The sequence below is a fragment of the Streptomyces sp. NPDC028635 genome, from assembly GCF_040637635.1.
Classification (GTDB): Bacteria; Actinomycetota; Actinomycetes; order Streptomycetales; family Streptomycetaceae; genus Streptomyces.
This window is the reverse complement of record NZ_JBEZWX010000004.1, coordinates 26,437-44,542: the sequence shown is the minus strand read 5'-3', so window position 1 is coordinate 44,542 and position 18,106 is coordinate 26,437. Positions and strand designations below refer to the sequence as shown.

At 72.6% G+C, this 18,106-nt stretch carries 17 protein-coding genes and 1 pseudogene; 3 read left to right on the top strand and 15 right to left on the bottom strand.

Going from position 1 to position 18,106, the window contains the following annotated elements:
- Window positions 1-37: 37 nt before the first annotated feature.
- Window positions 38-889, top strand: a pseudogene (locus AB0E88_RS05990) (EamA family transporter); the annotation flags it as partial.
- A complete protein-coding gene (locus tag AB0E88_RS05985; RefSeq protein WP_361625145.1) occupies window positions 872-1,555 on the top strand; it encodes an NAD(P)H-binding protein in 684 nt (227 codons plus the stop codon). The pseudogene AB0E88_RS05990 and the gene AB0E88_RS05985, both read left to right, overlap by 18 nt.
- Window positions 1,556-1,648: 93 nt before the next feature.
- Here AB0E88_RS05985 and AB0E88_RS05980 read toward each other — a convergent pair whose 3' ends face one another.
- The 15 genes from AB0E88_RS05980 to AB0E88_RS05910 all read right to left on the bottom strand — a co-directional run bounded on the left by AB0E88_RS05980 (window position 1,649) and on the right by AB0E88_RS05910 (window position 16,612).
- Window positions 1,649-2,395 carry a sirohydrochlorin chelatase gene (locus AB0E88_RS05980; protein WP_361624497.1) on the bottom strand — a complete coding sequence of 249 codons (747 nt, stop codon included), beginning with the start codon at window positions 2,393-2,395 and terminating at the stop codon, window positions 1,649-1,651.
- A gap of 5 nt (window positions 2,396-2,400) precedes the next feature.
- Window positions 2,401-3,333 carry an ABC transporter permease gene (locus AB0E88_RS05975; RefSeq protein ID WP_361624494.1) on the bottom strand — a complete coding sequence of 311 codons (933 nt, stop codon included), beginning with the start codon at window positions 3,331-3,333 and terminating at the stop codon, window positions 2,401-2,403.
- A complete protein-coding gene (locus tag AB0E88_RS05970; protein ID WP_361624491.1) occupies window positions 3,320-4,105 on the bottom strand; it encodes an ABC transporter ATP-binding protein in 786 nt (261 codons plus the stop codon). The genes AB0E88_RS05975 and AB0E88_RS05970 overlap by 14 nt, the downstream gene beginning before the upstream one ends.
- Window positions 4,106-4,142: 37 nt before the next feature.
- Window positions 4,143-5,255 (bottom strand): aliphatic sulfonate ABC transporter substrate-binding protein, encoded by a 1,113-nt coding sequence (locus tag AB0E88_RS05965; protein WP_361624488.1) that lies wholly within the window; start codon window positions 5,253-5,255, stop codon window positions 4,143-4,145.
- Window positions 5,256-5,473: 218 nt separating this feature from the next.
- The gene (locus tag AB0E88_RS05960) at window positions 5,474-6,808 is read right to left on the bottom strand and encodes a GTP-binding protein (RefSeq protein ID WP_361624485.1); all 1,335 of its coding nucleotides are present in this window, start codon (window positions 6,806-6,808) and stop codon (window positions 5,474-5,476) included.
- A 2-nt stretch (window positions 6,809-6,810) separates the two neighbouring features.
- Complete coding sequence (gene cysD, locus AB0E88_RS05955) at window positions 6,811-7,749, bottom strand: sulfate adenylyltransferase subunit CysD (RefSeq protein ID WP_361624482.1); 939 nt, start codon at window positions 7,747-7,749, stop codon at window positions 6,811-6,813.
- Window positions 7,746-8,306 carry an adenylyl-sulfate kinase gene (gene cysC, locus AB0E88_RS05950; RefSeq protein ID WP_361624479.1) on the bottom strand — a complete coding sequence of 187 codons (561 nt, stop codon included), beginning with the start codon at window positions 8,304-8,306 and terminating at the stop codon, window positions 7,746-7,748. Before cysC ends, cysD begins: the two co-directional genes overlap by 4 nt.
- A complete protein-coding gene (locus AB0E88_RS05945; RefSeq protein WP_361624476.1) occupies window positions 8,303-9,013 on the bottom strand; it encodes a phosphoadenylyl-sulfate reductase in 711 nt (236 codons plus the stop codon). The genes cysC and AB0E88_RS05945 overlap by 4 nt, the downstream gene beginning before the upstream one ends.
- Window positions 9,010-9,189 (bottom strand): hypothetical protein, encoded by a 180-nt coding sequence (locus AB0E88_RS05940; protein WP_361624473.1) that lies wholly within the window; start codon window positions 9,187-9,189, stop codon window positions 9,010-9,012. Before AB0E88_RS05940 ends, AB0E88_RS05945 begins: the two co-directional genes overlap by 4 nt.
- On the bottom strand, window positions 9,186-10,886 hold the full coding sequence (locus AB0E88_RS05935) for a nitrite/sulfite reductase (protein ID WP_361624470.1): 1,701 nt from the start codon (window positions 10,884-10,886) through the stop codon (window positions 9,186-9,188). The genes AB0E88_RS05940 and AB0E88_RS05935 overlap by 4 nt, the downstream gene beginning before the upstream one ends.
- A 127-nt stretch (window positions 10,887-11,013) precedes the next feature.
- The gene (locus tag AB0E88_RS05930) at window positions 11,014-11,097 is read right to left on the bottom strand and encodes a putative leader peptide (RefSeq protein WP_343234115.1); all 84 of its coding nucleotides are present in this window, start codon (window positions 11,095-11,097) and stop codon (window positions 11,014-11,016) included.
- 127 nt (window positions 11,098-11,224) lie between these two features.
- Entirely contained in the window at window positions 11,225-11,797 is a 573-nt protein-coding gene (locus AB0E88_RS05925; RefSeq protein ID WP_361624467.1) for a GNAT family N-acetyltransferase, read from the bottom strand.
- A 233-nt stretch (window positions 11,798-12,030) separates the two neighbouring features.
- Window positions 12,031-13,266: a hypothetical protein gene (locus AB0E88_RS05920; RefSeq protein WP_361624464.1), complete on the bottom strand. Its 1,236-nt coding sequence runs from the start codon at window positions 13,264-13,266 to the stop codon at window positions 12,031-12,033.
- A 136-nt stretch (window positions 13,267-13,402) separates the two neighbouring features.
- Window positions 13,403-14,692 carry a GAF domain-containing protein gene (locus AB0E88_RS05915; RefSeq protein WP_361624461.1) on the bottom strand — a complete coding sequence of 430 codons (1,290 nt, stop codon included), beginning with the start codon at window positions 14,690-14,692 and terminating at the stop codon, window positions 13,403-13,405.
- A 285-nt stretch (window positions 14,693-14,977) separates the two neighbouring features.
- Window positions 14,978-16,612 carry an acyl-CoA dehydrogenase family protein gene (locus tag AB0E88_RS05910; RefSeq protein WP_361624458.1) on the bottom strand — a complete coding sequence of 545 codons (1,635 nt, stop codon included), beginning with the start codon at window positions 16,610-16,612 and terminating at the stop codon, window positions 14,978-14,980.
- 135 nt (window positions 16,613-16,747) lie between these two features.
- Here AB0E88_RS05910 and AB0E88_RS05905 point away from each other — a divergent pair, with 135 nt between their 5' ends.
- Window positions 16,748-17,932: a YihY/virulence factor BrkB family protein gene (locus AB0E88_RS05905; RefSeq protein ID WP_361624455.1), complete on the top strand. Its 1,185-nt coding sequence runs from the start codon at window positions 16,748-16,750 to the stop codon at window positions 17,930-17,932.
- Window positions 17,933-18,106: the final 174 nt, after the last annotated feature.

Here is an 18,106-nt window from a genome sequence, read left to right as displayed (position 1 = left end):
TTGGACGCATGGCCGGTGGCCCACCAGACTTCCGGACATGCATTCCTCGCCCACGCGGCGGGCGGCGACCGTCGCCCTGACCGCGCTCGCCCCCGCGTCCTGGGGCACGACCTACGCGGTCACCACACAGCTGCTGCCGCCCGGGCACCCGCTGTTCGCCGGGCTGATGCGCGCCCTGCCCGCCGGGCTGGCCGGGCTGGCGCTCACCCGGACGCTGCCGCGCGGCCGGTGGTGGTGGAAGGCCGCCGTCCTCGGCGTGCTCAACATCGGCGCGCTGTTCCCGCTGCTGTTCGTGGCGGCCGAGCGGCTGCCCGGCGGGGTCGCCGCCACCCTCGGCGCCGCCCAGCCGCTCCTGGTCGCCGGGCTCGCCATCGCCGTGCTGCACGACAGGCCGACGGCCTGGCGCTGGACCTGGGGCGTCGTCGGTGTGCTCGGCGTCGCTCTCGTCGTCCTCGGCCCGCAGGCCCGGCTGGACGCCGTCGGGGTGCTGGCCGGCCTGGCCGGTACGGCCGGGATGGCCGGCGGTGTCGTCCTCACCAAGCGCTGGGGCCGCCCCGCCGGGATCGGCCCGCTCACCCTCGCCGGCTGGCAGCTCACGGCCGGCGGTCTGCTGCTGCTCCCGATCGCCTTCGCCGTGGAAGGGGTGCCGGAGCGGATCGACGCCGGTGCCGCCGGCGGCTATCTGTGGCTGGGCAGCATGGGCGGCCTGATCGCCTACACGCTGTGGTTCCGCGGGATCGAACGGCTGCCGGTCGGCGCGTCCGCCCCGCTGGTGCTGCTGTCGCCCCTGGTCGCGACCGTCGTGGGCATCGCGCTCGGCGAGTCGCTGACCTGGACGCAGAGCGCCGGCTTCGTCCTCGCCCTGGCCGCCATGCTCGCGGCCCAACTCGACGTCAGGAGAAGAGTTCCGATGAAGACCCCCATGACGATCGCCGTGCTCGGCGCCACCGGGATGGTCGGCAGCCGGGTGATCGAGGAGGCCCGCTCACGCGGACACCGGGTGCGCGCCCTGTCCCGCAGGCCCAAGAGCGACGACCCCGGCGTCACCCCGGTCCCGGTGGACGCGAGCGACCCGGCCGCCCTGCGCGAGGCGCTGGCCGGCTCCGACGCCGTCGTCCTGGCCGTACGGACCTTCCCGGCCGACGCCGCGTTCCTCACCGGCACGACCCGCACGGTGCTGGCCGCCGCCGCGGAGCGCGGGACACGCGTCCTGGTGGTCGGCGGCGCGGGCGCCCTGCGCAGCCCCGGGAACGCCGGCCGCCTGGTCGCCGACGACCCCGCCTACGTCCCCGCCGAGTACCGGGCCGTGGCGGCCGCCGGAATCGCCCAGCTGGAAACCTGCCGGGAGCACGGCAGTGGCGACTGGGTCTACCTGAGCCCGCCGGCGGAGCTGGCCCCCGGCCCCCGCACCGGCCGCTACCGCCGAGGCACCGACACCCTCCTCACCGCACCCGACGGCAGCTCGGGAATCAGCGCGGAGGACCTGGCCGTAGCCATACTCGACGAACTGGAAGCCCCGGGAGCAGACCGCCACATCACGGTGCAGGCCCACTGAAACGCGCCCCGAGGGGGGCGCGGGGAACTGCGCGGACCACCACAACGGCGCCGCAGCCGAAAGACATCCGGACCCGGCAGACGCGGCGGAGCGTCACGCCCCCAGCGCCGCGGGCACCCGCACAAGAGCGCCCTCGTACCGCTCGACCAGCACCCGCGCCACCTCCGGCGCGGGACCGAGCACGTCCGCGAGGACATCCGCACCCGCGGCGTCCGCGCCCCGCGCGATGCGGTCCGGCAGGAACCCGGGCGCCAGCACGTACGGCGCGACGGCCACCGTCTCGCAGCCGAGAGCCCGCAGCGAGCGGACCGCGTCCTCGGTCCGGGGAAGGGATGCGGAGGCGAACGCAGGCCGCACGGCGCACCAACCGGTGTGCCGCCACTCCCGCGCGATTGCTGCGATCACTGCGATCGCCTCCGGGTCGGTGGACCCCGCCGAGGCCAGCACGACCCCGGTCGAGGACTTGTCGGCGGGGGTCAGCCCCGCCTCGAACAGCCGCCGTTCCAGTGCCGACAGCAGCAGCGGCGACGGGCCGAGGACGTCCGCCTGCCGGATCCGCAGGCCGCGCGGGGCGTCCCGCAGCACCGCCGGGATGTCCGCCTTGGCGTGGAAGGCCCGCGTCAGCAGCAGCGGCAGGGCGACGACGTCGCGCACCCCCTCCGCCGCCAGGGACTCCAGCACCCCCTGCACCGAGGGGATGTTGAAGTCCAGGAACCCGGTCTCCACGCGCAGGCCCGGCCGCAGCGACCGGACGCGCTCCACGAGGGCGTGCACGGTCGCCGCGTGCCGCGGATCGCGGCTGCCGTGGGCGATGACGAGGAGGACGGGGGCGTGGGACATGGGACTCAGCTCTTCACCAGCAGGCCGCGGCTGCGCAGCACCCACCGCTCCAGCGGACTGAAGATCAGCAGGTCGATCGCGATGCCGACGAACAGGATCAGGATGATGGACTCGAACACCATGGACATGGAGCTGGCGTTGCGGCCGTTCTCCAGCAGCGCGCCCAGGCCGATGCCGAGGTCGGGGGAGGAGGCGATGATCTCCGCGGCCATCAGCGACCGCCAGGAGAACGCCCAGCCCTGCTTCAGACCGGCGAGATAGCCCGGCAGCGCGGCCGGCATCACGATGTGCCAGGCGCCCCTCAGACCGGTCGCGCCCATGGTGCGGCCCGCCCGCAGGAACAGCGGCGGCACCTGGTCGATGCCGGACACCAGGCCGTTGGCGATGGACGGGACCGCGCCGAGCAGGATGACGGCGTACATCATCGAATTGTTCAGGCCCAGCCAGATCACCGCCGGCGGCACCCACGCCACGCTCGGCAGGGACTGCAGACCGGACAGGATCGGGCCGATCGCCGCCCGCACGAACTTCACCCGGGCCACGATCAGCCCCAGCGGGGTGCCGATGGCGAGCGCGAAGAGGAAGCCGAGCAGACCGCGCGAGATGGACGTCCAGATGTAGCCGAGCAGCTCGCCCTTGAGCCAGGCGTCCTTGAACTCGGCGCCGACCTCGGAGGGCGTGGGCAGCTTCGTCGGGTCGTCGACGATCTTCAGCGAGACCAGGGCCTGCCAGACCACCAGGACCACCGCGACCGCGACGATCGGCGGCAGGATCTTCTTGACGAAGGTCTCCCGGAACGGCGGGCGGCCGGTCGCCGAGGACTCCAGGGCGTCCAGGCCCGCCTCCAGGCCGCCGAGACCACCGGCCCGCTCGGCGGAGTCCGCGGCGGCCCGGACGGGGCCGCCGGCCGTCGTGTCGGTCGTGTCAGTGCTGGCCATGACGGCGGATCTCCCCACGCAGTACTTCGGTGATCTCCAAGGACAGTTCGGCCACGGGCGCGTCCTCGATGCGCCGCGGCTGCGGGATGCCCACCCGCCACTCGCGCGCCACCCGGCCGGGCCGGGAGGACAGCAGCACGACACGCTCGGCGAGCCGGACCGCCTCACGCACGTTGTGCGTGACGAACAGCACCGACACCCCCGTCTCCTGCCAGATCCGGGTCAGCTCGTCGTGCAGCACGTCCCGGGTGATGGCGTCGAGCGCCGCGAACGGCTCGTCCATCAGCAGCAGCCGGCTGTCCTGCGCGAGCGCACGGGCCATCGCCACGCGCTGGCGCATGCCGCCGGACAGTTCGTGCACCCGCTTGCCGTACGAGCCGGTGAGCCGGACCAGTTCCAGCAGCTCCTCGGCGCGCTCGCGCCGCTCGCCCTTGGGCACGCCCCGCAGCTTCAGCGCGAGTTCGATGTTCTTGCCCGCGGTCAGCCACGGGAACAGGGCGTGCTCCTGGAACATCAGAGCCGGACGCCCGTCGGTGTCGATGCTGCCGGCGGTGGGCCGCTCCAGGCCCGCCACCAGGTTCAGCAGCGTCGACTTGCCGCAGCCCGAGGCCCCCAGGAGGGTGACGAACTCGCCCGGAGCGACATCGAGGCTGATGTCGTCCAGCACGAGCTGCTGCCCGCCGGGCCCGGCGAACGACTTCGACACGTGCTCGATGCGCGCGGCGTACTCGACTGCCTGGACGCCTTCGGCCTTCATGATCGCGGTGGCCATGGTCGTCACCTCCTGGGGACTGAACGGGTGGTCGGGCTTACTTGACGCCGAGTCCGGCGTCGGCGACTGCGGGCTTGCCCTCGGCCTTCAGCACCTGGTTCAGGAGGGTGAGGTCGTAGATGCCGTCCAGCTTGGGCTGCTTGAGCAGACCGGCCTTGACCGCGTGGTCGGCCTCGGTGTTCAGGGTCGAGGCCAGCGGGTCGTCGATGAACTGGATGGACGTCCAGGCCGGGTCGAGGACCTTGGCCGGCAGCGCCTTGCCCGAGTCGGCCTCCAGCTGCTGGTTGGCCGCGGCCTTCGCCCGCTCCGGGTTGGCGTTGATCCACTTGTTGGACTCGATGGACGCCTTCAGCACCGCCTCGACGGCCTTCGGGTGCTCCTTGAGGAACTTCTGCGAGACGATGACGTTCGTGATCACGAACTTCTTGTCCGGCCACAGGTCGGCCTCGTCCAGCAGGACCTTGGCGCCCTCGGCGACCAGCTTGGACGCGGTCGGCTCCGGCACCCACGCGCCGTCGATGGAGCCCGACTTGTAGGCGTCCGGAGTGACCTTGTTGTCGGTGCGGACCACCGAGACGTCGCCCTTGCCGCTCTGCGCGTCGACCTTCCAGCCCTGCTCGGCGATCCAGTTCAGGAACGCGACGTCCTGGGTGTTGCCGAGCTGCGGGGTGGCGATCTTCTTGCCCTTGACGTCCTTGACGGACGTGATCTTCTTCGGGTTGACGACGAGCTTCACACCGCCGGAGGCCGAACCGGCGACGATGCGCAGGTTCTTGCCCTTGGACTTGGTGTAGCCGTTGATCGCCGGGGACGGGCCGATCCAGCCGATGTCGATGGAGCCCGAGTTGAGCGCCTCGATCTCGGACGGTCCGGCGTTGAAGATCTGGTAGTCCGCCCTGGTGGCGCCCAGCGACTTCTGGAACAGGCCCTGCTGACGGGCGACCAGCGCGGTCGCGTGGGTCAGGTTGCCGAAGTAGCCGATCTTGACGGAGTCGAGGCCGTCGATCTTCTGGGCGCCCGCGGCGACCTTCTGCGCGGCGGAGTCGTCCTTGGCGTCGGAGCCGTAACCGCAGGCGGCGAGGGCGAGAAGGGGAAGGGCGGTCACGGCGGCCAAGCCGCGGCGAACGAGGGTGGAGCGGGTGGCAGGCACGGGAGGGTGTCCTCTCGGAGGCCCGGCGGTCACGGTCTTCTAGGTCGTGGCCGGGAAATCGGCAAGGGGTTTTCGTCTCTTCCGGGACTTCGGGTGGGGGGACGGAGCGGTCAGCACGCACATCGCGCGACTCCGCCCTGCCCGCTGCCGAGGGCGCCGCTGCCGACGCGGCCGCCCTCCTTCGCGAACGTCCCGTAGTAGTCGTAGGAGTTCATGTCTCAGAAGTCCCAACCGCCGTCGTCGGCCTGGTCCTTGACCGGCTCGGGCGCGGCGAACGACTCGCCGACCATGCCCGCGGTCAGCGTGGTGCCGTCGCTGGGGTCGATCAGGATGAACGAGCCGGTGCGGCGCGAGTCGGCGTAGGAGTCGACCGGCAGCGGCTCGGCGGTACGGATCTTCACGCGGCCGATGTCGTTGGCGACGAGCTGCCCCGGGTGCGGGTGCAGGGACAGGTCGTCCAGCGTCAGCCGGGACGGGATGTCCTTCACGATCGCCTTGACCGTGCGGGTGCCGTGCTTGAGCAGGACCCGGTGGCCGACGGTGAGCGGGGCGTCGGCGACGTGGCAGACGGTCGCCTCGATGTCCTGCGTGGTCGGCGGCGCGTCCTTGCTGGGCACGATCAGGTCGCCGCGGGAGATGTCGATGTCGTCCGCGAGGAGGAGGGTCACCGACTGCGGCGTCCAGGCCACGTCGACGGACTCGCCCAGCAGGTCGATTCCGACGATCTTCGTGGCCCGCCCGGAGGGCAGCACCGTGACGGACTCGCCGACCCGGAAGGTGCCGGCGGCGATCTGGCCCGCGTAGCCGCGGTAGTCGGGGTGCTCGGCGGTGCGCGGCCGGATCACGTACTGCACGGGCAGCCGTGCGTGGCAGTGCGTCAGGTCGTGGGCGACCGGGACGGTCTCCAGGTGCTCCAGCACCGTGGGGCCGCCGTACCAGTCCATGTTCGCGGACGGCTCCACGACGTTGTCGCCCTCGAGCGCCGAGATCGGGATCGCGGTCACCTCGGGCACACCCAGCTCGGTGGCGTACGCGGTGAACTCCTCGGCGATCGCCGCGAACACGTTCTCGGCGTACCCGACGAGGTCCATCTTGTTCACGGCGAGCACCACGTGGGGCACCCGCAGCAGCGCGGCGATCGCGGCGTGCCGGCGGGTCTGCTCGACGACGCCGTTGCGGGCGTCGACGAGGATCACCGTCAGCTCGGCGGTGGAGGCGCCGGTGACCATGTTCCGCGTGTACTGCACGTGTCCCGGGGTGTCGGCCAGGATGAACCGGCGCCGGGGCGTGGCGAAGTAGCGGTAGGCGACGTCGATGGTGATGCCCTGCTCGCGCTCGGCGCGCAGGCCGTCGGTGAGCAGCGCGAGGTCCGGGCCCTCCTGGCCGCGGCTCGCGGAGGCGCGCTCCACGGCCTCCAGCTGGTCGGTGAGGACCGACTTGGAGTCGTGCAGCAGCCGGCCCACCAGCGTGGACTTGCCGTCGTCGACGGAACCGGCGGTGGCGAACCGCAGCAGGGTGGTGGCCGAGAGTTCCTCGGTGGTGATCGTGCTCATCTCTAGAAGTACCCCTCGCGCTTGCGGTCTTCCATCGCCGCCTCGGACATCTTGTCGTCGGCCCGGGTGGCGCCCCGCTCGGTGAGCCGGGACGCGGCGATCTCCGTGATCACCTTCTCGATCGTGTCGGCGTCGGAGTCGACGGCGCCCGTGCAGGACATGTCGCCGACCGTGCGGTAGCGCACCTGGCGCGTGACCACGGTCTCGCCGTCCTTGGGGCCGCCCCACTCGCCGGCGGTCAGCCACATCCCGGCGCGCTGGAACACCTCGCGCTCGTGGGCGTAGTAGATCTCGGGCAGCTCGATGCCCTCGCGGGCGATGTACTGCCACACGTCCAGCTCGGTCCAGTTGGACAGCGGGAACACGCGGACGTGTTCGCCCGGCGCGTGCCGGCCGTTGTACAGGTTCCACAGCTCGGGGCGCTGGCGGCGCGGGTCCCACTGGGAGAACTCGTCGCGCAGCGAGAACACCCGCTCCTTGGCGCGGGCCTTCTCCTCGTCGCGGCGGCCGCCGCCGAAGACCGCGTCGAACTTCTCCGCCTGGATCTTCTCCGTCAGCGGCAGCGTCTGCAGCGGGTTGCGGGTGCCGTCCGGGCGTTCCTTGAGCACTCCGCGGTCGATGTAGTCCTGCACCGAGGCGACGTGCAGGCGCAGCCCGTGCTTCGCCACGGTGCGGTCGCGGTAGTCGAGGACCTCGGGGAAGTTGTGCCCGGTGTCCACGTGCAGCAGTGAGAACGGCACCGGCGACGGCGTGAACGCCTTCAGCGCCAGGTGCAGCATGACGATCGAGTCCTTGCCGCCGGAGAAGAGGATCACCGGGTTCTCGAACTCGCCCGCGACCTCGCGGAAGATGTGCACGGCCTCGGACTCGAGGGCGTCCAGGTGCGAGAGGGCGTACGGGGTGTCCGTACCCTCCTGGGCGGTGGTGGCGACGGTCGTCATGCCAGTCCCCTTTCGGTCAGCAGGGCGTGCACCGACGCCGCGGACTCCTGCACGGTCTGGTTCTGCGACTCGATCCGCAGATCGGGCGTCTCGGGCTCCTCGTACGGGTCGTCGACCCCGGTCAGGCCGCTCAGCTCGCCCGCGGCCTGCTTGGCGTACAGACCCTTGACGTCCCGTACGGAGCACACCTCGACCGGCGTGGCCACGTGGATCTCCAGGTACGTCGTGCCGCCCGCCTCGTGCCGCTTGCGCACCGCATCCCGGCTGTCCGCGTACGGCGCGATGACCGGGACGAGCACCTTCACGCCGTTACGGGCGAGCAGTTCGGCGACGAAGCCGATGCGCTGCACGTTGGTGTGCCGGTCCTCGCGGCTGAAACCGAGGCCCGCCGAGATGAACTCGCGGATCTCGTCGCCGTCGAGCACCTCCACACGGTGGCCCTCGGCCCGCAGCCGGCCCGCCAGCTCGTACGCGATGGTGGTCTTGCCGGCGCTCGGCAGACCCGTGAGCCAGACGGTGGCTCCGCTCGTCACGTCTCTCTCCTGAATCGTCGTCATCCGTGCAGCCCGCACTCGGTCTTGGCGCGGCCCGCCCAGCGGCCGGCGCGCGCGTCCTCGCCCTCGAGCACCCGCCGGGTGCAGGGGGCGCAGCCGACGGAGGCGTAGCCGTCCGTCAGCAGCGGGTTGGTCAGCACGCCGTGCTCGGTGACGTAGGCGTCCACGTCGTCCTGGGTCCAGCGCGCGATCGGGGAGATCTTGACCTTCTGCCGCTTCTCGTCCCAGCCGACCACCGGGGTGTTCGCCCGGGTCGGGGACTCGTCGCGGCGCAGGCCGGTCGCCCAGGCCTGATAAGCCTTCAGGCCCTCCTCCAGCGGCTGCACCTTGCGCAGCTTGCAGCACAGGTCGGGGTCGCGGTCGTGCAGCTTCGGACCGTACTCGGCGTCCTGCTCGGCGACCGTGCGGCGCGGGGTGAGCGTGATGACGTTGACGTCCATCACGGCCTCCACCGCGTCCCGGGTGCCGATGGTCTCCTCGAAGTGGTAGCCGGTGTCCAGGAACACCACGTCCACGCCCTTGAGCACGCGGGACGCGAGGTGCGCGACGACCGCGTCCTCCATGGAGGAGGTCACGCAGAAGCCCTTGCCGAAGGTGTCGACCGCCCACTGGAGGATCTCCAGCGCGGAGGCGTCCTCCAGATCGCGGCCCGCCTGCTCGGCGAGCGCCTTCAACTCGTCGGCCGTGCGCTCTTGCTGAGCCGTCGTCATGCCGGGTCCCCTCCGTTGTCGGCCTGCTTCAGCCCCCGGGCCAGCAGCCCGAGGAACTTCAGCCGGAATGCGCGGTTGCAGGCCGCGCATTCCCAGGCCCCGTGACCTTCCTCGCTGGGGCGCAGGTCCTCCTCGCCGCAGTACGGGCAGTAGAAGGGCGCCGCACGCTCGCTCATGACAGGGCCTCCTCGGAGGCACGGGCCGCCCAGGTCGCGAACCGCTCGCCCTCTTCGCGCTCGGCCTGGAACCGCTTCAGCACGCGCTCGATGTAGTCCGGGAGTTCGTCGGCGGTCACCTTCAGACCGCGCACCTTGCGGCCGAAGCCGGCCTCCAGACCGAGCGCGCCACCGAGGTGCACCTGGTAGCCCTCGACCTGCTCGCCCTCGTCGTTCAGGACCAGCTGGCCCTTGAGACCGATGTCCGCGACCTGGATCCGGGCGCAGGCGTTCGGGCAGCCGTTGAGGTTGATGGTGAGCGGCTCGTCGAACTCCGGCAGGCGGCGCTCCAGTTCGTCGATCAGCGTGGAGCCGCGCTGCTTGGTCTCGACGATGGCGAGCTTGCAGAACTCGATGCCGGTGCAGGCCATGGTGCCGCGCCGGAAGGAGGAGGGGCGGGCCGTGAGGTCCAGCGCCTCCAGCTCGTCCACCAGCGAGTCGACCTGGTCCTGCTCGACGTCGAGGACGATCATCTTCTGCTCGACGGTGGTGCGCACCCGGCCCGAGCCGTGCGCCTCGGCGAGGTCGGCGATCTTCGTCAGGGTGGAGCCGTCGACGCGGCCGACGCGCGGGGCGAAACCGACGTAGAAGCGGCCGTCCTTCTGGCGGTGGACGCCGATGTGGTCGCGCCACTGCTGCACCGGCTGCTCGGGAGCGGGCCCGTCGATCAGCTTGCGGCCGCCCAGGTACTCGTCCTCGAGCACCTGCCGGAACTTCTCCGGGCCCCAGTCGGCGACCAGGAACTTCAGCCGGGCGCGGTTGCGCAGGCGGCGGTAGCCGTAGTCGCGGAAGATCGACAGGACGCCCTCGTAGACGTCCGGCACCTCGTCGAGCGGCACCCAGGCGCCGAGCCGCACGCCCAGCTTGGGGTTGGTGGACAGGCCGCCGCCGACCCACACGTCGAAGCCGGGGCCGTGCTCGGGGTGACGGACACCGACGAACGCGACGTCGTTGATCTCGTGCACCACGTCCAGCACCGGCGAGCCGGAGATCGCGGTCTTGAACTTGCGCGGCAGGTTGGAGTACGCCGGGTTGTTCAGGACGCGGCGCTTCATCTCCTCCAGCGCCGGCGTGCCGTCGATGATCTCGTCCTCGGCGATGCCCGCGACGGGGGAGCCGATCATCACACGCGGGGTGTCACCGCAGGCGGTCACCGTGGACAGGCCCACGGCCTCCAGGCGGTTCCAGATCTCGGGCACGTCCTCGATCCGGATCCAGTGGTACTGCACGTTCTGCCGGTCGGTGATGTCGGCCGTGCCGCGCGCGAACTCCTGCGACAGCTCGCCGATCACCCGCAGCTGCTGCGTGGTCAGGGCGCCGCCGTCGACGCGCACGCGCAGCATGAAGTAGCGGTCGTCCAGCTCCTCCGGCTCCAGGATCGCGGTCTTGCCGCCGTCGATCCCGGGCTTGCGCTGGGTGTAGAGCCCCCACCAGCGCATACGTCCGCGCAGGTCACTGGGGTCGATCGAGTCGAATCCCGCCTTGGAGTAGATCGTCTCAATACGTGTCCGCACATTGAGACCGTCGTCGTCCTTCTTGACCTGCTCGTTGCCGTTGAGCGGGGTGAAGTGACCCGCGGCCCACTGACCCTCGCCGCGGTGACGGCTCACCTTGCGACGGGACGCGGAGGCGGCAGGGTTCTGCGGGGTGGCGGCCATGGTTGATACGTCCTTCGGGACAGGCGGAAAACGGTCTGACCTGCGCGTCGGAGCGCACGCGGGCATGCGGGCGCGTCGTTGCGCGAGGGGGCGACGGAAGACGGGGAACCGGGGGTGCTGTGTGCTCTCAGCGCATCGGACAGATGGCGCTGGACATGCGGCCGAGGTCGACGTGCCGCCGACTCACCAAGGCGATTCCAGTTCCGGACATGACGGAAGCGTGTCACGGCGATCTGGACACAGTCCAGCTTCGTCCATTATGCGGACACCCTTGTCCCGTAGAGCGAGACAAGGGTGTCGTCGGTCACAAGATGCGCGAAGGGGCTTGTCCGCGCAGGTCAGGCAGGGTAGGCGCCCGGCCAGGGGCCCGGAGTGGGCAGGTCCGGTTCCTCCTCGACCTTGGTGTCGAACAGCGTGAAGCCCCGGCGCTGGTAGTTGGCCATCGCGAACTCGCCGTCCTTGCTGCACGTGTGCAGCCACACTCGCTTGGTCGGCCCGAGCTCCGGCCGGCGCTCCGCCATGTCCCACGCGCGCGCGGTGCCGTACGCCAGCAGATGTCCGCCGATGCGCCGCCCGCGGAAGGCGGGGATCAGGCCGAAGTAGACGATCTCCACGACGCCGTCGCCCTGGGCCTCCAGCTCCACGTACCCCGCCGGCGTCCCCCGGTCGTACGCCACCCATGTCTCGACCTCGGGACGGTCCAGGTGCTCCAGCCACCGCGCGTGGCTCCAGCCGAGCCGGTCCGTCCAGAGGATGTCGCCACCGACCGAGGCGTACAGAAAACGGCTGAACTCGGGCGAGGGCACCTCGGCGCGCACGATCCGCACGTCACCCTCCGGCGCGGCGGCCGGCAGAAGGTCGGACGGGGACGTCTGCTCGAGGGACCAGGTGGTCACGGGGATGTTGGCCATGGGGGACAGGGAACCATCCCGTCCGCCACCGTGTCGACGGCGGACGGGAGGGGACGGGCGGGGTGGGGCGGGGCGGGCAGCGTGGTGCAGCGCGCGGATCGTCGCCGGGCAGGTGCCGCAGGTCCCTGGGTGGCCGGCGCCGCGGCCGGGACGGGCTCGCGGCCGTCGGGGCGGGACCCGCGGTGGCCGTGGGCGGGCGCCGCCGCCCCGGCCGGCGGCAAGGCGCCGTGGTGTCAGCGCAGGGCGGAGTCCAGTGCGGTCAGCCGGACGGCGAAGAGCGTGGTGCCGGACTGGGACCACAGCTCGCCCGTGGCCGGGGCGTAGGACAGGGACCGGGGCGGGTCGCTCCAGCACAGGTGGGTGTCGTCGGAGCCGCACGCCGTGGAGCGGGCCCCGTCCGCGTCCTGGCGCCACAGCATGCCCCGCCCGTCGTCCGCGCTGCCGCCCGCGCGGGCCACGTACCAGTGGGAGCCGTAGGGCAGGACACCCCGCACCCCGGTCGCCTTCGTCGTGTACACCGCGTCCGGCACCGCCCGGCCGGCGGAGTCCGTGAGCGGCAGCCCGTCGTCCCCGAGCCGGTAGCGCCACAGCCGGGTCGGCCGGTGCTCGCCGGCCGGTACCCCCTCGGACACGGCCAGCGCGTCCCGCGCCCCGCTGCGGTCCAGGCCCAGCCCGGAAGTCCGCGCAGCGCCGCCCACCCGTACATAGGAGGCGACGGCCGGCAGCACGAACCGGGTCCCGGCCGCCGACCAGCCACCGGGCAGCCGGCCGACGGCCGCGCTCTCGACGTCCGCCCGCAGCGCGCGGCGCACGTCGAAGGCGTACAGCGCCGACCGGTCCCGCGGGCCGGCGGTGACGAGCAGCGTGTCGTGGTCCCAGACCATGCCGGAGATCTCCGAGGCCAGGGCGCGGTAGTCGCGGCCGCCGTCCACCGGCAGGGCGAGCAGGGCCCAGGTGTAGGCGAGGTGGCCCGGGTCGCTCGCGTCGACGAACGCCACCTTGGCGAGCGCGCCGCGCGACCAGGCCGAGGCCAGGACCCGGCCGGTGCCGTCCCCGGAGACGGCCACGGCGCCGGGACGCCAGGCCGCGGTGTCGGCGCCGGGGAAGCAGTAGGCGCGTGTGGCGGCGGGCGCGACCGGCAGCGCCCGCTTCTCCTCGGTGGAGCAGCCGTCGGCGGAGCGCAGGGTGTGGTCGGCGCCGCGCAGGACCGCGTCGATCCCGACCGGCCGTCCCATCGCCGTGGACAGGCGGTCCAGGGCGCCCCGCGGTACCCGCTCGGCGGCCAGCGCCTGGGCGTCGGCACCGGTGGGGGAGGTGAGCCGCTGCAAAGCGCCCGGGTCGTCGGCGACCGTGGCCTGCGAGGCGCTGATCATGGTGGCCGCGGCGGTCAGCGCCAGAGCGGTCCCGGCCAGGACCGCGCGCAGTACCGCACCCCGCCTGCGCCGGCGGTGCCGTCCGCGATGCTTCATGCCGTCCTCCCGAGGCGGGCCAACTGCTCCGTGTGATCCTCGCGTTGGGCAAGGAGCAGATGGGGTGACCCGAAGGGATGCTACGGCAGCGGGGGCCGCCCCCGGGCGCAGACCACCCAGTTGCCCGAAAAGCCCCCTACGGCACGGTGGCCGTGCCGCGTCCGTGCACCACGCCCGGCGCCGTCGAGTGGGGCAGCAGGTCCCGCGGGTCGTCGGGGAGCAGCAGGTCGACCTCGGCGTCCTCGATGAAACGATACGGTCGGTGGGCGAGGAACCCCCCGAGGTACCGCCGTACCCGGGACATCTCGGCCCGCACCGTCACCGTGCGCGCCGGGTCGCCGAACATGTCCCGCGCCAGCTGCGCCGCGCTGCGCCCGGTCCGCCGCACCGCCAGCAGGTACAGCAACTCCGCGTGGCGGGGACTCAGTTCGTGGCTCCAGCTGCCCGCGGACGAGGACACGGTCACCGACCAGCGGCGCGGCTGCGCGAGGTCCAGCACGATCCGGGTCGCGCCCGGCGGCAGCGGCTCGTCGACGGCCCGCACCAACCAGCCGCCCGCCAGCGGCTCCAGCGCACACATACCGAGCGCCGGCAGCCACCGCCGCCCCGGCCGCACGCCGCGCGGCAGGGCCACCCGCCCGGTGTACGCCATCCCCGTCACGGCGGCCGTCCAGCCGTCGCGGTCCACCACCAGTGCCCGGCCGCCCACCCGCGCCAGCACCGGCGCCGCGACCGCCCGCAGCCGCTCCAGTGCGTCCAGGTGCACCTCGCGCAGCCGCGCCTCGGCCAGCTTGGCCACCGAGTCCACCCAGGCCAGCGTGGCCGGATGCATCGTCTCCAGCGGCCCGCTGACGTCGACCACGCCGAGCAGCTTCCCGTCGCGGGGGTCGGTGATCGGCGCCCCCGTACACGTCCAGGAGGTCTGGCTGCGCACGAAGTGCTCGCCGGCGAAGACCTGCACGGGCCGCCGTACCACCGCCGGGGTGCCGACCCCGTTGGTGCCGACGACGTCCTCGCGCCAGTCGGCGCCGAGCTGGAAGCCGAGGCCGTCGGCCTTGCGCAGCACCGGCGCGCACCCCTCCCGCCACAGCACCCGGCCCTCGGCGTCGGCGACCACCATGATGTGCCGGGCGACGTCCGCCACCGACAGCAGCCCCTGGCGCAGCACCGGCAGCACCTGCTTGAGCGGGGACGCGTCGCGGCGCCGGCGCAGCTCCTCCTCGCTCAGCAGATCGGACCGGAAGTCGTGCTCCGGATCGACCCCGCTGCGCAGCATGCGCCCCCAGGACTCCCCGATCACCGGACGGGGCGCGACCCGCGTCCGCTGCCCCGCGAGCGCGGCCGCGCGCACCTCGCTGAGCACCCGCGCCGCACGCGCCGCGTCGACGGCGGCGAGGTGCGTCACGTTGATCGGCGAGTTCGCCACTGGGTCCTCCCGGAAAAGGGTCGTGCACACCGGATGTCAACCCCGGAAGGGGATCGCTTTCCGGTCTGTTCCGCTGGTCGTGCCACGTCGGATTCATACTGCCGACTTGTCCGGACGGAGGGACCCAGTCCGGACAAGTTGCAACCCCTTGCAACCCTGGTGGACCGTCACCCGGTTCGTTGAAAATTGAGCCACGCCGTCCCCGAGCGGCGTACCTGGCCTTGCATGGGCCATTGCGCGGGGGTGGTGCCGTGTCGGCGCAGCACCACCCCCCGTACGGACCGCTCAGGAAACGGGCCGGGCCCGCTCCACGACCGACGCCAGGTCCAGCGTGTGCGGCAGCGTCCCGAAGGCCGCGCCGGCGTCGTGGCCCAGCCGCCCGGCGCAGAACGCGTCCGCGACCTCCGGCGGCGCGAACCGCACCAGCAGCGACCCCTGCAGCACCAACGCCAGCCGCTCGGTGACCCGCCGGGCCCGCGCCTCCACACCCTCCAGGTCGGCCAGTTCCGTCAGCAGGTCCTTGATCGCCGCGTCCAGCCGGTGGTCCGCTCCGCGCGCCTGCCCGACCTCCCGCAGATACGCGTCCAGCGCGGCCGGTTCGCGGCGCAGCGCCCGCAGCACGTCCAGCGCCTGCACATTGCCGGCGCCCTCCCAGACCGAGTTCAGCGGCGACTCGCGCACCAGCCGCGGCAGCCCCGACTCCTCCACGTACCCGTTGCCGCCCAGGCACTCGGCGGCCTCCACGACCAATGGGGCGCACCGCTTCGTCACCCAGTACTTCGCCGCCGGCACCGCGATCCGCAGCAGCGCCCGCGCCTGCTCGGAGTCCTCGTCGCAGGCCGCGGCGAGGCGCAGCGCCAAGGTCGTCGCCGCCTCCGACTCCAGCGCCAGATCGGCCAGCACATTGCGCATCAGCGGCTTGTCGATCAGCTTCCCGCCGAACGCCTCCCGCTGGGCGCAGTGGTGGACCGCCTGGGCGACGGCCTGCCGCATCAGCCCCGCGGAACCGAGCGCGCAGTCCAGCCGGGTCGCCGCGACCATCCCGATGATGGTCCGCACCCCGCGCCCCTCCTCGCCGACCCGGCGCGCCCAGGTCCCGGCGAACTCCACCTCCGCGGAGGCGTTCGACCGGTTGCCGAGCTTGTCCTTCAGCCGCTGGACCAGGAAGACGTTGCGCGAGCCGTCCGCCAGCACCCGCGGCACCAGGAAGCAGGTCAGGCCCCCGGGCGCCTGCGCCAGCACCAGGAAGGCGTCCGACATGGGCGCGGAGCAGAACCACTTGTGCCCGGTCAGCTCGTACGTGCCGTCCTCGGCGAGCGGCCGCGCGGCCGTCGTGTTCGCCCGGACGTCGCTGCCGCCCTGCTTCTCGGTCATGCCCATCCCGAACAGCACGCCCGCCTTGTCCGCCGCCGGCTTGAGCCCCCGGTCGTAGACGGTGGAGGTCAGCCGCGGCTCCCACTCGGCGGCCAGGTCCGGGTCGGTGCGCAGCGCGGGCACGGCCGCGTGGGTCATCGACAGCGGGCAGGTGTTGCCGGCCTCGACCTGCGTCCACACGACGAACGCGGCCGCCCGCCGCACGTGGCCGCCCGGCCGGTTCCACGCCGCCGTCAGCCCCGCCCCGACGCCCTTGCCGAGCAGCCGGTGCCAGGCCGGGTGGAACTCGACCTCGTCGATCCGGTTGCCGTAGCGGTCGTGGGTGCGCAGCCGGGGCGGGGCGTCGTTGGCCTGCGCGCCCCACTCCTGCACCTGTGCCGACCCCGCCGAGCGGCCCAGCCCGGACAGGTCGCCCAGCGCCTCGTCGTGCAGGCCGGGATCAAGGTGCCGCCGCACCGCGGCCACCAGCGCGCGGTCGGCGGAGAAGACGTCGTACCCGGCCAGCGGCTCCGGCTGGTTGGTCACGGTGTGCGTGCTGCCTGCCATGTACGGCAACCTACCCGCCGGTCGCACGGTCATGACCCGCCCGACACGGGGCCGTGCGCCCCGGGCCCCCGGCCGTCCGGCGCCGGGGCGACCTGCGATGTGAGCGCAGCCTGTCGCGACGGATACCTTTAGGGCGTGCAGCCAGCAAGTCAGTCACCCGAGCCCCCGCCGAGCCCCTCCGGTCGCCTGCACCGGGCGCGTGCCCTCTACCGGAACGTCTCCAAGCGCCGGACCGCCTGGCTGCTGCTGAAGGACACCGTCAGCTCCTGCATCGAGTACCGCATCCTGGGTCTGGCCGCCGAGGCGGCGTTCTTCTCGCTGCTGTCGGTGCCGCCGCTGCTGCTGAGCCTCATCGGCCTGCTCGGCTACGTCGACGCCTGGACCGGCACGGACACCATCACCAGCCTGCGGAACAACCTGCTGGAGGCCTCGCGCACCGTCCTGTCCGACCGGGGCGTGCGGGAGATCGCCCAGCCGATCCTCGACGACGTCCTCAAGGGCGGCCGGCCCGACGTCATCTCCGTCGGCTTCGTCTTCGCCCTGTGGTCGGGCTCGCGCGCGGTGAACGTCTTCATCGACACCATCACCGTCATGTACGGCCTCGACGGCGTGCGCGGCATCGTCAAGACCCGGCTCATGGCGTTCCTGCTGTTCGTCGTGGCGCTGCTGATCGGCTCGATCGCGCTGCCGCTGATGGTCGCGGGCCCGGACGCGGTGGTGGGGATCCTGCCGTGGTCGACGACGGTGGTCCAAGTCCTGTACTGGCCGGTGGTGATCGTGCTGTCGATCGCCTTCCTGACCACGCTGTACCACGTGTCCGTGCCGGTGCGCTCGCCGTGGATCGAGGACGTGCCCGGCGCGCTCGTCGCCCTCGCGATGTGGGTGCTCGGCAGCTTCCTGCTGCGGATCTACCTCCAGCACACCATCGAGGGCGCGACGATCTACGGCTCGCTGGCGGCCGCGGTCGCCGTGCTGCTGTGGATCGGCGTGTCCGCGTTCGCCGTGCTCGTCGGGGCCGCGGTCAACGCCGCGATCGACCGGGTGTGGCCGGCCGCCGCCACGGCCGCGGCGCGCGCCGCGCAGGAGCGGGTGCGCGAGGCGCAGGTCGCCGACTACGTCGCCCGGGCCACGGCGACGCGCGAGCTCGACCCCGACGACCCCGACATGCCGTCGGAGTTCCCCGAACGCTGGTCTCGCTTCCTTCCCCCGGAGGACGTGACGGGCCGCCTGCGGACCCACGCGAAGAGCACGCACAAGCCGCACGGGCCTCATGGGCCGCACGGGCCTCTCGGCGAGGAGGACGGCCCGGCGCAGAAGTGAGACCGGCGGCAGCCGGGCCGGTCGTCGGGTGCCGGGCCGGTCCTCCGCGCTCCCGGGTCCGCCACCGCGCTGTGCGCCTCGGCGCGGTGAGCGGCAGGGGAGACGGGGCGGGGGCCGAAGAGTGCCCTCGGTGAATCGAAGGGCCGATTCCGCGGGCGGCCGTCTACGCTTCCC

What these genes read in the sequence shown, in the direction of transcription:
- AB0E88_RS05910 (WP_361624458.1), bottom strand. Translation starts at nt 16,612, where the DNA reads ATGGCAGGCAGCACGCACACCGTGACCAACCAGCCGGAGCCGCTGGCC.
- cysD (WP_361624482.1), bottom strand. Translation starts at nt 7,749, where the DNA reads ATGACGACCGTCGCCACCACCGCCCAGGAGGGTACGGACACCCCGTAC.
- AB0E88_RS05945 (WP_361624476.1), bottom strand. Translation starts at nt 9,013, where the DNA reads ATGACGACGGCTCAGCAAGAGCGCACGGCCGACGAGTTGAAGGCGCTC.
- AB0E88_RS05930 (WP_343234115.1), bottom strand. Translation starts at nt 11,097, where the DNA reads ATGTCCGGAACTGGAATCGCCTTGGTGAGTCGGCGGCACGTCGACCTC.
- AB0E88_RS05985 (WP_361625145.1), top strand. Translation starts at nt 872, where the DNA reads ATGCTCGCGGCCCAACTCGACGTCAGGAGAAGAGTTCCGATGAAGACC.
- AB0E88_RS05920 (WP_361624464.1), bottom strand. Translation starts at nt 13,266, where the DNA reads ATGAAGCATCGCGGACGGCACCGCCGGCGCAGGCGGGGTGCGGTACTG.
- AB0E88_RS05960 (WP_361624485.1), bottom strand. Translation starts at nt 6,808, where the DNA reads ATGAGCACGATCACCACCGAGGAACTCTCGGCCACCACCCTGCTGCGG.
- AB0E88_RS05935 (WP_361624470.1), bottom strand. Translation starts at nt 10,886, where the DNA reads ATGGCCGCCACCCCGCAGAACCCTGCCGCCTCCGCGTCCCGTCGCAAG.
- AB0E88_RS05940 (WP_361624473.1), bottom strand. Translation starts at nt 9,189, where the DNA reads ATGAGCGAGCGTGCGGCGCCCTTCTACTGCCCGTACTGCGGCGAGGAG.
- AB0E88_RS05970 (WP_361624491.1), bottom strand. Translation starts at nt 4,105, where the DNA reads ATGGCCACCGCGATCATGAAGGCCGAAGGCGTCCAGGCAGTCGAGTAC.
- AB0E88_RS05925 (WP_361624467.1), bottom strand. Translation starts at nt 11,797, where the DNA reads ATGGCCAACATCCCCGTGACCACCTGGTCCCTCGAGCAGACGTCCCCG.
- AB0E88_RS05980 (WP_361624497.1), bottom strand. Translation starts at nt 2,395, where the DNA reads ATGTCCCACGCCCCCGTCCTCCTCGTCATCGCCCACGGCAGCCGCGAT.
- AB0E88_RS05975 (WP_361624494.1), bottom strand. Translation starts at nt 3,333, where the DNA reads ATGGCCAGCACTGACACGACCGACACGACGGCCGGCGGCCCCGTCCGG.
- cysC (WP_361624479.1), bottom strand. Translation starts at nt 8,306, where the DNA reads ATGACGACGATTCAGGAGAGAGACGTGACGAGCGGAGCCACCGTCTGG.